The 12,309-nt window shown below is 70.5% G+C and carries 11 protein-coding genes; 4 read left to right on the forward strand and 7 right to left on the reverse strand.

What is annotated here, in order from left to right; translation table 11 throughout:
- Window positions 1-2: 2 nt before the first annotated feature.
- From ASD93_RS13795 to ASD93_RS13810, 4 genes are all read right to left on the reverse strand, one after another.
- On the reverse strand, window positions 3-2,138 hold the full coding sequence (locus tag ASD93_RS13795; RefSeq protein ID WP_056123698.1) for an APC family permease: 2,136 nt from the start codon (window positions 2,136-2,138) through the stop codon (window positions 3-5).
- Window positions 2,139-2,263: 125 nt separating this feature from the next.
- Window positions 2,264-3,484 carry an amidohydrolase gene (locus ASD93_RS13800; RefSeq protein ID WP_056123701.1) on the reverse strand — a complete coding sequence of 407 codons (1,221 nt, stop codon included), beginning with the start codon at window positions 3,482-3,484 and terminating at the stop codon, window positions 2,264-2,266.
- A gap of 134 nt (window positions 3,485-3,618) precedes the next feature.
- Window positions 3,619-4,638, reverse strand: a complete 1,020-nt coding sequence (locus ASD93_RS13805) for a LacI family DNA-binding transcriptional regulator (protein WP_056123704.1) — start codon at window positions 4,636-4,638, stop codon at window positions 3,619-3,621.
- Window positions 4,639-4,679: 41 nt separating this feature from the next.
- Window positions 4,680-6,362, reverse strand: a complete 1,683-nt coding sequence (locus tag ASD93_RS13810) for a glycoside hydrolase family 13 protein (protein ID WP_056123706.1) — start codon at window positions 6,360-6,362, stop codon at window positions 4,680-4,682.
- 198 nt (window positions 6,363-6,560) lie between these two features.
- Between ASD93_RS13810 and ASD93_RS13815 the strand changes: the two genes are divergently transcribed.
- The 3 genes from ASD93_RS13815 (at window position 6,561) to ASD93_RS13825 (ending at window position 9,531) form a co-directional block, all read left to right on the forward strand.
- Entirely contained in the window at window positions 6,561-7,022 is a 462-nt protein-coding gene (locus ASD93_RS13815) for a hypothetical protein (protein WP_200950699.1), read from the forward strand.
- A complete protein-coding gene (locus tag ASD93_RS13820; RefSeq protein WP_056123713.1) occupies window positions 7,019-8,932 on the forward strand; it encodes a M64 family metallopeptidase in 1,914 nt (637 codons plus the stop codon). The genes ASD93_RS13815 and ASD93_RS13820 overlap by 4 nt, the downstream gene beginning before the upstream one ends.
- An 80-nt stretch (window positions 8,933-9,012) precedes the next feature.
- A complete protein-coding gene (locus ASD93_RS13825) occupies window positions 9,013-9,531 on the forward strand; it encodes an adenine phosphoribosyltransferase (RefSeq protein ID WP_056124559.1) in 519 nt (172 codons plus the stop codon).
- 97 nt (window positions 9,532-9,628) lie between these two features.
- Here the strand turns inward: ASD93_RS13825 and ASD93_RS13830 are convergent, their stop codons facing one another.
- Complete coding sequence (locus ASD93_RS13830) at window positions 9,629-10,585, reverse strand: 2-hydroxyacid dehydrogenase (RefSeq protein ID WP_200950701.1); 957 nt, start codon at window positions 10,583-10,585, stop codon at window positions 9,629-9,631.
- Between the two features lie 103 nt (window positions 10,586-10,688).
- On the opposite strand from ASD93_RS13830, the gene ASD93_RS13835 reads away from it, so the two are divergent.
- Window positions 10,689-11,117, forward strand: a complete 429-nt coding sequence (locus ASD93_RS13835; RefSeq protein ID WP_056123716.1) for a DUF1761 domain-containing protein — start codon at window positions 10,689-10,691, stop codon at window positions 11,115-11,117.
- Between the two features lie 21 nt (window positions 11,118-11,138).
- Here ASD93_RS13835 and purQ read toward each other — a convergent pair whose 3' ends face one another.
- Both purQ and purS read right to left on the reverse strand, forming a co-directional pair.
- Window positions 11,139-11,846, reverse strand: a complete 708-nt coding sequence (purQ, locus tag ASD93_RS13840) for a phosphoribosylformylglycinamidine synthase subunit PurQ (RefSeq protein WP_056123719.1) — start codon at window positions 11,844-11,846, stop codon at window positions 11,139-11,141.
- Window positions 11,843-12,091, reverse strand: a complete 249-nt coding sequence (gene purS, locus ASD93_RS13845; RefSeq protein WP_056123722.1) for a phosphoribosylformylglycinamidine synthase subunit PurS — start codon at window positions 12,089-12,091, stop codon at window positions 11,843-11,845. Before purS ends, purQ begins: the two co-directional genes overlap by 4 nt.
- Window positions 12,092-12,309 lie beyond the last annotated feature (218 nt).

Genomic DNA, 12,309 nt, shown 5'->3' on the forward strand with positions numbered 1-12,309 from the left:
GGTCAGGCGACCGGCGTCGACTCCTTCTCGGGCTGCGGCGGACCCGCCGGCCGTGTCGCGCGCCGGCCGGCGCGCTGGATCTCGGGGGTCGAGGGCCGACCCGCGCGATCCTCCCCGGGGAGGGGGCGCGAGCGGCGGCCGTAGATGAGCTCGGACGAGTCGAGCAGCCACGGAACCAGCGTGATTGAGACGCCGTGGACGAGCATCAGCTGCTGCGCGATGCGGCGTGAACGGCGGTTGTGCAGCAGCGACTCCCACCAGTGCCCGACGATGTACTGCGGCAGGTAGACGGTGACCACGGACGAGCCGTAGGACTCGCGGTATTTCTTGATGAACTTCGCGATCGGCGCGGCATACGAGCGGTACGGCGACTCGATGATGACCAGCTTCACCGGGATGCTGTGCTCCTCCCATTGCCGCTGCAGCGCGGCCGACTCCTCGGCGCTCACGGCGACGTGGATGGCGAAGGTGTTCTCGTGCTTGGCCGCGAGCGCGTAGTCGATGGCCTTGATGACCGGCTTCTGGAGCCGGTTGACGAGGATGAGCGCGACGTCGCCCTCGGCACCGAAGTGCGTCGTGTCGTCGACCTCGATCTCGTGCTCGACGTCGCGGTAGTACCGGTGGACGCCGACCATGAGGATCGCGAGGATCGGGATCGCGATGAACACCAGCCAGGCACCGTGCGTGAACTTGGTGATCGTCACGATGAGCAGCACGGAGATCGTCATCGCCGCGCCGACGGAGTTGATCACCAGACCCGTGTACGCGGAGCGCCGGGTGAGGGCCGCGGACTCCTGGGAGGCGGCATCCGGCGGCAGAGCCGCGATCTCGCGCAGCGATCTGCGCCAGTGCCGCACCATGCCGATCTGCCCGAGTGAGAACGACACGAAGACGCCGATGATGTACAGCTGGATGAGCGTGGTGAGGTTGGCCTGGTAGATCACGAGGACCGCGATCGCCGCGATGCCGAGGATGATCATCCCGTTGGAGTAGACGAGGCGGTCGCCGCGGGTGTTGAGCGCCTTCGGCGCGTAGCCGTCGCGGGCGAGCACCGAACCCAGGAGGGGGAAGCCGTTGAAGGCGGTGTTCGCGGCGAGGAGCAGCACGCACGCTGTGGCCGCCTGGATGACGTAGAACGGGATCGATCCCATGCCGAAGGTTCCGGCGGCGATCTGCGCCATGAGGCTCGGCTGCACCTGTGTCGCGCAGTCGAACCCGATGAGATTGCAGGGGTTCTCCGCGTAGTGCACGCCCGAGATGAGCCCGAGAGCGGTGAGGCCCGCGAACAGCACGATCGCGATGCTGCCCATGAGCACGAGCGTCATCTGTGCGTTGCCCACCTTGGGGCGGCGGAAGGCAGGCACGCCGTTCGAGACCGCCTCGACGCCGGTCAGGGCGGAGCACCCCGACGAGAACGCACGCAGGATCAGCAGGATCATCGCGGCCTGGGTCAGTTCCTCGCCCTGAACGGCGAACTCCGCGCTGGAGGCCACCGGCGGGTCGCCGAGCGCGGTGCGCGCCAGCCCCACGACGATCATCACCGCGACGGAGCCGATGAACACGTAGGTGGGGATCGCGAAGGCGAACGACGCCTCGCGCACTCCTCGCAGGTTCACGATGATGATGAGGATGACGAAGCCGACGGCGAGCTCGATGCGCCCAGGGTTGAGTTCGGGAATCGCCGAGATGATGTTGTCCACGCCGGACGCGACCGAGACCGCGACGGTGAGCACGTAGTCCACGAGCAGGGCGGCGGCGACCACCACGCCCGACTTCTCCCCGAGATTCTTCCGGGCGACCTCGTAGTCGCCGCCACCGGACGGGTAGGCCTTGATGAGCTGCCGGTAGCTCAGCACGACGACGATGAGGAGGACGACGACCGCGGTCGCGACCCACGGGGCGAACGCGAGGAACGCCGTCCCGCCGATCAGCAGGATCATGAGCAGCTCCTGCGGCGCGTAGGCGACCGAGCTCAGCGCGTCGGACGCGAAGATCGGCAGTGCGCGGCGCTTGGGCAGCAGCTGGTCATCGAGTTTCTCGGAGGTGAGGGGGTCGCCGAGGATCAGGCGTTTCGCGCGCGGCGACTCCTCGACCGGCTCACGGTTTTCACTCGTCACGGCGGGCGATGTTACTCGCATGGATTCCGTGAGGATTCATCCAGAGGGCCATCCTCACGGAATCCATGCACCCGGCGCCCGCGCGAACGTCGACGCTCGATGCCGGGCGCCCGATGCCTACGCGCGGCTCCGACGGCGGCCCGCAGTCAGGGGCGGTCGAGGAACTCCCGCGCGGCCACGACGATGTTCCGCACGCCGTTGTCGAGTGTCGGCTGGAGCACGGGTGCGAAGAACGGCGAGTGATTGGTGGGGATGTCGCGCTCGACCGTTCCGGCCGCCGTGGCCGCCTGGAACGCGGCCGGGTCGACGCCACCCCAGAACCAGAAGACGAGCGGTGCGCCGGCCTCGCGCGCGAACCACGACACGTCCTCGCTCCCGGTGAACATGCCGGGGTCGATCACGGTGCCCTCGCCGAAGGCCGCGTCGAAGGCGAGGCGCAGGCGCGCGGTCGCATCGACGTCGTTGATCGTCGGCGGCAGGGAGTGGTCGATCGCGATGACCGGCGGCTCCTCGGCGCCGGATGCCTGCGCCTCGGCGCGCACGACGCGCTCCACCTTCTCGAGGATGCGGGCGCGTGCTTCGTCGTCGGGGTAGCGCAGGCTCAGCTCGAGCCGGGCCTCCGCCGGGATGATGTTGTTCTTGAGGCCCGCGTGGATCGAGCCGACCGTGACCACGGCCACGTCGCGCGGATCGACCTCGCGGGACACGACCGTCTGCAGCCGCATGACCGTGGCCGCCGCCATCACCACCGGGTCGATGGTCGAGTGGGGGCGCGAACCGTGGCCGCCGCGCCCCAGGAGCGTCACGGTGAGCCCGTCGGATGCCGCCATCTGGGTGCCGCTGCGCACGCCGATCGTGCCCGCGGGAAGCGGGGTCACGTGCTGGCCGAGCACGATGTCGGGCTTCGGGAAACGGTCGAGCACGCCATCGGCGATCATCGCCTGGGACCCGGCGCCGTACTCCTCGGCGGGCTGGAAGACGGCGACGATCGTGCCGCTCCACTCCTCCTTCGTCGCCACGAGCTGCTCGAGCGCGCCGAGGAGCGCCGTCACGTGCATGTCGTGGCCGCACGCGTGCATGACCGGGACGTCAGTGCCCGCCGGGTCGGTGCCGCGCGCCGTGCTCGCGTACTCCAGGCCGGTCTGCTCGGGCACGGGGAGCGCGTCCATGTCGGCACGCAGCCACACCACGGGGCCTTCGCCGTTGCGGATCACGCCCGCCACGCCCGTCTTGCCGATGCCCTCCTCGAACTCGAGGCCGAGTTCCTCGAGGTGCTTCGCGACGACCCCCGCCGTGCGGGTCTCCTGGAACGAGAGCTCCGGATGCCGGTGCAGGTCGATGTAGAGGGCCTCGAGGTCGATCGTCATGCGTCCGAGCCTAACCGGGCGGTTCATGCGGGCCGTTTGTGCGGGCGAATGCACGCCTCCGCCGGCAATGTCTCATGCATTTGTCCGCACAACCGACCCGGGGGAGGGGGAGGGGGAGAGGGAGGGGGAGGGGGTCAGCCGGACAGGCGCGCGGTCGAGCCCCGCACGATCAGCTCGTACGGCAGCTCGCCCGGCTCGTGCACGGGGGGAGCGGCGTCCTTCGTCTCGAGCTCCGCGAGGATCGCGTCGGCGGCCCGCTCACCCTGGCCGAGCGGGAACTGGTCCACGGTGGTGAGGCGGAAGAACTCGCCGAGCTCGTGACCGTCGATGCCGACGACCGAGAGGTCCTCGGGCACGCGGTAGCCCAGCTCGCGCGCGGCCAGCAGCGCTCCGATCGCCATTTCGTCGGATGCCGCGAAGATCGCCGTCGGACGGCCGCCCGGCTTGCCGAGCAGCTGCTTCGCGGCGCGGAAGCCGCCCTCGATCGTGAAGTCGGCGGGCTCGAACAGCGACGGCTTCACCGGGATGCCGGCATCCGCCAGCGCCTGCTCGAAACCCTGCCGCCGATGCGTGGGGATGTGGAAGTCGATATCGAACTCGGGGCTCGCGCCGATGTGCGCGATCTCGCGATGGCCCAGCGCGAGCAGGTGCTCGGTCGCCAGCCGCGCGACCGCGACGTCGTCGACGGTCAGCGTCGTGAGCCGCGGGTTGGGTCCGCCGATCGCGATCACCGGGAGGTCGAGTTCGATCAGCTGGCCGGTCTCCTCCTCGCCGAGCTCGATCGAGATCGCGATCACGCCGTCCACGCGCTGCCGGCGCAGGAACGTGTCGAACACGTCGCGGCGCTCGCCGCGGTCGGCGGTGAGGGCGTAGAGCGTGATGTCGTACCCGCGTCTCATGAGCGCGGACGCGATGCCCGAGAGCACGGTCGAGAAGAACCAGCGGTCGAGGAAGGGCACCAGCACGCCGATGTTGCGGGTGCGGCCGGAGGCCAGGCTCGAGGCCGATGCCGACACGACGTAGCCGAGGGTCTTCGCCGCCGCCTCGACGCGCGCCTTCGTCGCATCGGAGACGTGGCCGCGACCGCTCAGGGCGCGCGAGACGGTCGCCGTCGAGACGCCGGCATAGCGCGCCACCTCGTCGATGCTGACCACGTCGCCCTCACCCCTCGCGCCGGCCCTGCGGCCGTCGCTTCTCAGTCGTTCGTGAGCCAGACCGTCGTGTCGGCCGGCAGCTCGCCGTCGCCCAGCGGACCGCTCGCCGCGATCACGATACCGTCCGGCAGCGGGATCGGTGTGGAGCCGGTGTTGCCGACGACGATGACGTTCCCGTTGCGGAAGGCCACGGCATCCGTCCCGAAGCCCGCGAGCCATTCGAGTGTGCCGCCGCCCAGGCCGCGTGCGCGGCGCACAGCGATGAGCGAACGGTACAGCGACAGCGTCGAGCCGGGATCGCCGGCCTGCGCGTCGCGGGCGAACGTCGCCCATTCCGCGGGCTGCGGAAGCCACGCGGCGCCGGTCGGGCTGAAGCCGTAGGCGGGCGCGTCGGCGGCCCACGGGATCGGCACGCGGCAGCCGTCGCGCCCGTAGCGCTCGCCGTTCGTGCGGAACCAGGTCGGGTCCTGGCGGGCGTCGCCCGGGATGTCGATGACCTCGGGCAGGCCGAGCTCCTCGCCCTGGTAGAGGTAGGCGGAGCCGGGCAGCGCGAGCATGAGCGCCGTCGCGGCGCGGGCGCGGCGCAGGCCGACCTCGGGGATCGGCTTGCCGGGGGAGTCCGGGCCGATGCCGTGACCCTGCGGGTTCTCGGCCGTGAGGGCGAGGCGCGAGGCGTGGCGCACGACGTCGTGGTTCGACAGCACCCACGTGCTCGGCGCGCCGACGGCCGCGTAGGCGGCGATCGACTCGGCGATCACGGCGCGGAGGGAGGGGGCCTCCCACGCCGTCTCGAGATAGGCGAAGTTGAACGCCTGGTGCATCTCGTCGGGGCGCACCCACAGGGCGGTCTTCTCGGGAGTGGGGAGCCACGCCTCGGCGCACAGGGCGCGGTCGCCGTCGTACTCGGCGACCAGTCGGTGCCAGTCGCGGTACACCTCGTGCACACCGTCCTGGCCCCAGTACGGCACGTCCGCCTCTTCGCCGCCCATCGAGCCGGCGTCGGGATCGGGGCTGTAGTCGGGGAGACCTTCGGCCTTCACGAGGCCGTGCGCGACATCCACGCGGAAGCCGTCGACACCCCGGTCGAGCCAGAAGCGCAGCACGCGGCGGAACTCCTCGCGCACCTCCTCGTTCGACCAGTCGAAGTCGGGCTGCGACGAATCGAACAGGTGCAGGTACCACTGGCCGGCGGTGCCGTCGGCCTCGACGACGCGCGTCCAGGCGGGGCCGCCGAACACGGACTCCCAGTTGTTCGGGGGAAGCTCACCCTCGACGCCCCGACCATCGCGGAACATGTAGCGCGCGCGCTCGAGGCTCCCCGGTGCTGCGGCGAGCGCCTCCTGGAACCACACGTGCTGGTCGGACGAGTGGTTCGGGACCAGATCGACGATGAGACGGATGCCGCGGGCGTGCGCCCGCGTGAGCATCTCGTCGAAGTCGGCCAGCGTGCCGAAGAGCGGATCGACGTCGCAGTAGTCGGAGACGTCGTAGCCGGCATCCTTCTGCGGGGAGCGCTGGAACGGACTCAGCCACAGGGCGTCGATGCCGAGGTCGCGCAGGTCGTCGAGACGCGAGGTGATCCCGGGCAGGTCGCCGACGCCGTCGCCCGTGCTGTCGGAGAACGAGCGCGGGTAGATCTGGTAGATCACGGCGGTGCGCCACCACTCGCGGCCGGCTGCGGTGGTCGGCGCGTCGGCGCGTTCGGCGGTCTGCGGGGAATTCATCGGGCCAGTGTACTGCAAGCGCTTACATCAGCCGGCGCGCGCTGACGATCGGGGCCCTGGACGCCGCGCGCCGGGTATCACGCGCGCCCCCACACCCCTCTCACCCTTCATCGGGGTCTGTCGGCCCGTCGGATCGGCAGGCTGCGTACGGATCATCGATCCGCTCGACCATCCATCCATCGATCCGAAGGTGCAGCTATGAGCTCTCCTGAAGTGCCGGGTGCTCCCGGCGACAATGACGACGAGCAGGGCTCGGCCCTCCGTCTCATCTACGAGTACGAAGACGGCGAGGTGCGCCTCGTCAGCCAGCAGCGCGTCGACGTCGCCGTGCCGGGGTTCGATCTCGACGAAGCGCCGAGTGTCGACCACGTCGAGGTGCGCGACGCCGATGGCGTCCCTCTCTCCCGCGTCCGTGTGCGAGATGCGCTCCCCGACTCCGTCGAGGTCTTCGGCGAACCGGGCGAGGCGATCTCGCGCGTGCCCGATCCGGTCCGCCGGGGCGCGTTCACCGTGGTGGTGCCCGCGCCGCGGGCGGCGGCTCGCGTGGTGCTGCAGCGTCCACCGTCACCGGAGGCCGCACCCCCACCCGGAGACCGGGCATTCCGAGCACCACGGCCAGTCGTCCTCTCGGATGACGCGATCGAGGGGGCTCCGTCATGACCACCGCGGACGGTGCCGTCATCGGCACGACCCAGATCCACGGGAACGCGCCGCGCAGCAAGGCGTTCAACATCGTGCTGCTCGGCGACGGGTTCACCGCCGCGCAGCAGGGGGCGTTCGACACCGCGGCGGCGAGCTTCGTCACCGCGCTGCTCGCCACGGATCCCTTCGGGCAGCTCCAGTCGGTGATCAACGTCTTCCGGGTGAACGTGAGCTCCACCGACAGCGGCGCCGACGATCCGGTGGGGCCGGGCGGGACAGGGGCGACCGCACGCACGTACTTCGATGCGACCTTCGGCGGCGCCGGCATCCGTCGCCTTCTCCTCGCGAACAGCACCACCGTGCTCACGGCCGCGGCCGCACAGGTCCCCGAGTTCACGCTCGCGCTCCTTGTGGTCAACTCCACCGTCTACGGCGGCGCGGGAGGCGCGATCGGCACCTACTCGCTGGCGGGCGGCGCGACCGAGATCGCCATCCACGAGGCCGGTCACACGGCGTTCGGCCTGGCGGACGAGTATCCCTACTGGGCCGGTGGCAACGAGGCGGATCGGCAGCACCATCCCGCCGTCGAGCCGGGCGAGCCGAACGTGACGGTCAACACGGACCGCAACACGCTCAAATGGCGGTGGGCGGTCGCGGCGAACACGCCGATCCCCACCCAGACCAACCCGAATCCGGCCGTCGAGGACTACTCGGCGAGCCCCGTGCCCGCCGGCACGGTCGGAACGTTCGAGGGCGCGCACTACTACCACGCGGGGGCCTACCGCCCGGAGTGGGACTGCAAGATGCGCAACCTCGGCGTCGAGTTCTGCGCCATCTGCAAGGCCGTGATCTGGAACCGGTTCCGACCGCTCATGACCCAGCCCGTGCGCGCGAGCGCGGTCATGTCGGTCGTCGCCCGCTATCCCGAGCATCTGGACGTGTTCGCGGTGGCGCCGGACGGTCGCTGCGTCTCTGACTGGTGGGACGCGGGGTCGGGCTGGGCGGGATGGTTCTCGCTCATGGGCGGCGTCGCCGCTCCCGGTGGGGCGGGCTCGCCGATCACAGCGATCTCGCGATACGACCGCCATCTCGATCTGTTCACGGTCGGCACCGACAACCGGGTCTACTCGGCGTGGTGGGATGCCTCGTCCGGGTGGTCGAACTGGTTCCCGCTCGGCAGCATCCGTTGTCGCCCCGGCTCGGTCGTCACCGCCCTCGCCCGCTACACCGATCAGATCGACCTCTTCACGACCGACCAGAGCGGCCGCACGATGACGATGTGGTGGAACGGCGGAGGCGGATGGGCCCGCGACTGGGTGCACATCGGCGGCGGGATCGCTGCCAGCGGGGCGCCGGTGACGGCCGTCGCCCGGCGCCCGCATCACCTCGACATCTTCACCGTCGGCACCGACAACCGGGTCTACTCGGCGTGGTGGGACCAGCGGTCGGGTTGGTCGGGGTGGTTCCCCATCAACGGCATCACGTGCCGGCCCGACTCGACCGTGACGGTCGTGGCGCGGCATCCCGATCAGCTCGATCTGTTCACGACCGACAGCAACGGGCGCATCATGTCGACCTGGTGGAACTCCACCGGAGGCTGGGCGCAGGGCTGGTTCCAGGTGTCGGGCGGGGTCGCCTCGCCGGGGTCGGACGTCACGGCGATCGCTCGATACACAGGCCACCTCGACCTGTTCGTCATCGGCACCGACAACCGCGTGTACTCGACGTGGTGGCATGAGGGCGGCAACTGGGCCGCCTGGTTCAACGTGTCGGGCGGCGTCGGCAAACCCGGCGGACAGGTGGCTGCCATCAGCCGGGTCGCCGAGCAGATCGACGTGTTCGTCACCGGCACCGACGATCTCGCCTACAGCACCTGGTGGAACGGCGCCGGCGGCTGGGCCGGATGGTTCCAGCTCGGGATCACCTGAGCGCTGCGCGCAGGCGTCGTCGACGGGAGTCGACGGCGTCTCCGCGCGTGGGCACCGGTGGCGCGGACTATCGTGGGCGCGTGCCGTCCGAAGCCCTGATCCGTGCCGAGTCCCTCATCCGCACCATCCCGGACTACCCGGAGCCGGGAGTGATGTTCCGCGACATCACCCCGCTGCTGGCGGATGCTTCGGCCCTCCGCGCCGTGATCCACGCCATGATCGCCCCGTTCGAGGGTGACTTCGACGTCGTGGCCGGCGTGGAGGCACGGGGGTTCCTGCTCGCGGGCGCCGCGGCGATGGAGTCGGGCGCCGGTCTCGTGCCGATCCGCAAGGCGGGCAAGCTCCCCCGGCCCGCGGCATCCGTCGACTACGCGCTGGAATACGGCACGGCGACGATCGAAGCGCACGACGACATCACCGAGGGCACCCGCGTGCTGCTCGTGGACGACGTGCTCGCCACCGGTGGCACGCTCGCCGCCGCCCGCAGCCTCGTCGAGTCGCTGGGCGGATCGGTGGTCGGCACCGCCGTGCTGATGGAGCTCGAGGCGCTCGGCGGCCGCGCCGTCGTCGGCGACGTGCACACGGTCTTCCTCGCCTGAGTCAGCGTCTTCCTCGCCTGAGTCAGCCCCGCCCCCGGCCGAGCTTGCCGAGCTTGCCGAGAGCGCACGAATGACCGATTGGGGGGGCGAAAACCGGTCATTCTTGCGTTCTCGGCGAGCTGGCGCCGCCGAGGACGACGTTGAGAGGTGCCTCGCCGCGCGCCATGCGCTCGATCTGCGTGCGCACGAGCTTCGCGATGCGCGGCGCCATGGCGCTCGAGTCGCCGCCGACGTGTGGCGTCACGAGCACGCCGGGATGCTCCCACAGCGGGTGTCCGGCGGGCAGCGGCTCGGGCTCGGTCACATCGAGCGCCGCGCGGATGCGCCCGCCCTGCACATGTGAGACGAGTGCGTCGGTGTCGACGAGGGACCCGCGTCCGACGTTCACCAGGAGCGCGCCGTCGGGCAGCGCCGACAGGAACGCGTCGTCGACGATATGCCGCGTCTCGGCGCCGCCCGGAAGGGTCACGATGACGATCTCGGCCTCGCCCAGGAGCTCCGGCAGCTCGTCGACGCCGTGAACGGGCATCCCTTCCTCGACGCGAGCGCTGCGGGCGACCGCCGTGAGGTGCACCTCGAACGGAGCCAGGCGCGCGGCGACCGCCTTGCCGACGCCACCGTACCCGAGCAGTAGCACCCGGCGGTCGGCGAGGCTCTGGGTGGAGTGCGGCGCCCACCGGCCTTCGGCGGTGTCGCGGGCGAAGACGTCGAGGTGCCGCTGCGACCCGATGACGAGTCCCACGGCCAGTTCGGCGGTCGAGGTCTCGTGCACGCTCGCAGCGTTGGCGAACACCAGGCCGTCGGGAAGGATGCCGGCCACGCCGTCGTACCCGATCGACTGACCCTGGACGAGCGCGACCTCGACGCCGTCGAGCCGATCGAGCACCCGTGCCATCGACATGTACGGCGGCACGACGATGTCGAACCGCTCTCGCGGCGCGGGTCCGTCCATCGGCCACACGACCAGCTCGACGCCGTCGGGGAGAGGCCCCACGTCGGCGGCGAGATCCTCGGTCGGCACGCTCACGATCAGATTCCGGATGCCTCGGCTCACCCTTCTACGCTATCGGCGCGGTGCGGGCGGGGCGTCGGCGCCCGGCGATACGCTCGCGACGAGCGGCGATGTGCCCGTGCCGCCGCGATGGAGGAGGTGCGGGATGGTTCCCGAGATCAACTACTGGGCGGTGCTGATCGCGACGCTGTCGAGCATGGCCGTCGGCGCGATCTGGTACTCCATGAAGGTCTTCGGCACGCGCTGGGCGAAGCTCGCGAAGGTCGATATGGACCGCGGCGGGAGCGCGGTGGTGCCGATCCTCGTCACGCTGCTCGTGAGCTTCATCACCGCGTGGGTGCTCGCCGGGGCGACCAGCATCGCGTGGCACTTCTACGGCGGGGGCTACCTGCTCGCCGCGCTCGGCACCGGCGTGATCCTGTGGGCGGGGTTCACCGCGGCGCGGTTCATCACCCACGACGCCTTCGAGGGCCGGCCGTCCTCTCTCACGGTGCTCAACATCGCCCACGAACTGGTGACGATCGTGATCATGGCGATCATCATCGGCGTGTGGCCGCCCGCCGGCACCGTCTGAGCGGTTCCCGGATGCCGCGGCTCAGGCTGCGGCGCCGACCACCGCGGCGATCGCCGAGGTGAAGAACGGCAGGCCGTCCACTCCCGACCGCATGGCCGCGGCGGTGTCGGGACCGAAGCCGGCCTCGACGGCGTGCTCGGGATGCGGCATGAGGCCCACGACATTGCCGCGCTCGTTGGTGAGGCCGGCGATGTCGCGCAGCGAGCCGTTCGGGTTCACGCCGACGTAGCGGAACGCCACGAGGCCCTCGCCCTCGAGCCGGTCCAGCTCGGACTCGGAGGCGACGTAGCCGCCGTCGGCGTTCTTCAGCGGGATGACGATCTCCTGGCCGGAGGAGAAATCGCTCGTCCACGCGGTGTCGTTGTTCTCGACGCGCAGGCGCTGGTCGCGGCGGATGAACTGCTGGTGGGCATTGCGGATCAAGCCGCCCGGGAGCAGGTGCGCCTCGACGAGCATCTGGAACCCGTTGCAGATGCCGAGGATCGGCATCCCCTGTGCCGCGGCATCCTTGACCTCCGCCATGATCGGCGCGAGAGCGGCGATCGCTCCGGCCCGCAGGTAGTCGCCGTAGCTGAAGCCACCGGGCAGCACGAGGGCGTCGACGCCCTCGAGGTCGTGGGAGCCGTGCCAGAGCGCGACGGGCTCGGCGCCCGCGACGGCGATGGCGCGCTGCGCGTCGCGGTCGTCGAGCGACCCGGGGAAGGTGATGACTCCGATGCGGGTGGTCACTGCACCACCTCGACGGCCACGACGTCTTCGATCACCGAGTTGGAGAGGATCTCGTCGGCCACCTGACGGGCCGTGGCGAGCACCTCGTCGGTGACCTCACCCTCGACCGTGAGCTCGAAGCGCTTGCCGATGCGGACGGACGTGAAGGCCTCCTGGCCGAGACGCGCGAGGGCGCCGGACACGGCCTTCCCCTGCGGGTCCAGCAGCTCAGCCTTGGGCATGACGTCGACGACGATGGTGGGCATTGGATCCTCCAGGCGGCCGCCGGCGGCCAGCTACCGGTCGTTGAGCGACGAGCGCAGCGAGGAGTCGAAACGCCGGATGTCGCGGGCAGGGGTCTGCTCCAGTCTACGGGCCCCGCGTGGTGAGCGAAGTCGCGAGTCTGGACGCGGCATCCCGGAGTCGTGACACAACCGTGACCCGTCCATGGGAGCGCTCCCTTGACTTCGTGGGAGCGATCCCA

The sequence above is a fragment of the Microbacterium sp. Root180 genome, assembly GCF_001428485.1.
Lineage (GTDB): Bacteria > Actinomycetota > Actinomycetes > Actinomycetales > Microbacteriaceae > Microbacterium.

Bases quoted from the DNA above. Each gene is read 5' to 3' on its own strand.
- ASD93_RS13800 (WP_056123701.1), bottom strand. From the start codon at position 3,484: ATGACGATCGACCTCGAGGCCCTCTACATCGACCTGCACCGGCATCCG.
- ASD93_RS13810 (WP_056123706.1), bottom strand. From the start codon at position 6,362: ATGAATTCCCCGCAGACCGCCGAACGCGCCGACGCGCCGACCACCGCA.
- ASD93_RS13835 (WP_056123716.1), top strand. From the start codon at position 10,689: ATGGTTCCCGAGATCAACTACTGGGCGGTGCTGATCGCGACGCTGTCG.
- ASD93_RS13820 (WP_056123713.1), top strand. From the start codon at position 7,019: ATGACCACCGCGGACGGTGCCGTCATCGGCACGACCCAGATCCACGGG.
- purS (WP_056123722.1), bottom strand. From the start codon at position 12,091: ATGCCCACCATCGTCGTCGACGTCATGCCCAAGGCTGAGCTGCTGGAC.
- ASD93_RS13815 (WP_200950699.1), top strand. From the start codon at position 6,561: ATGAGCTCTCCTGAAGTGCCGGGTGCTCCCGGCGACAATGACGACGAG.
- ASD93_RS13795 (WP_056123698.1), bottom strand. From the start codon at position 2,138: ATGCGAGTAACATCGCCCGCCGTGACGAGTGAAAACCGTGAGCCGGTC.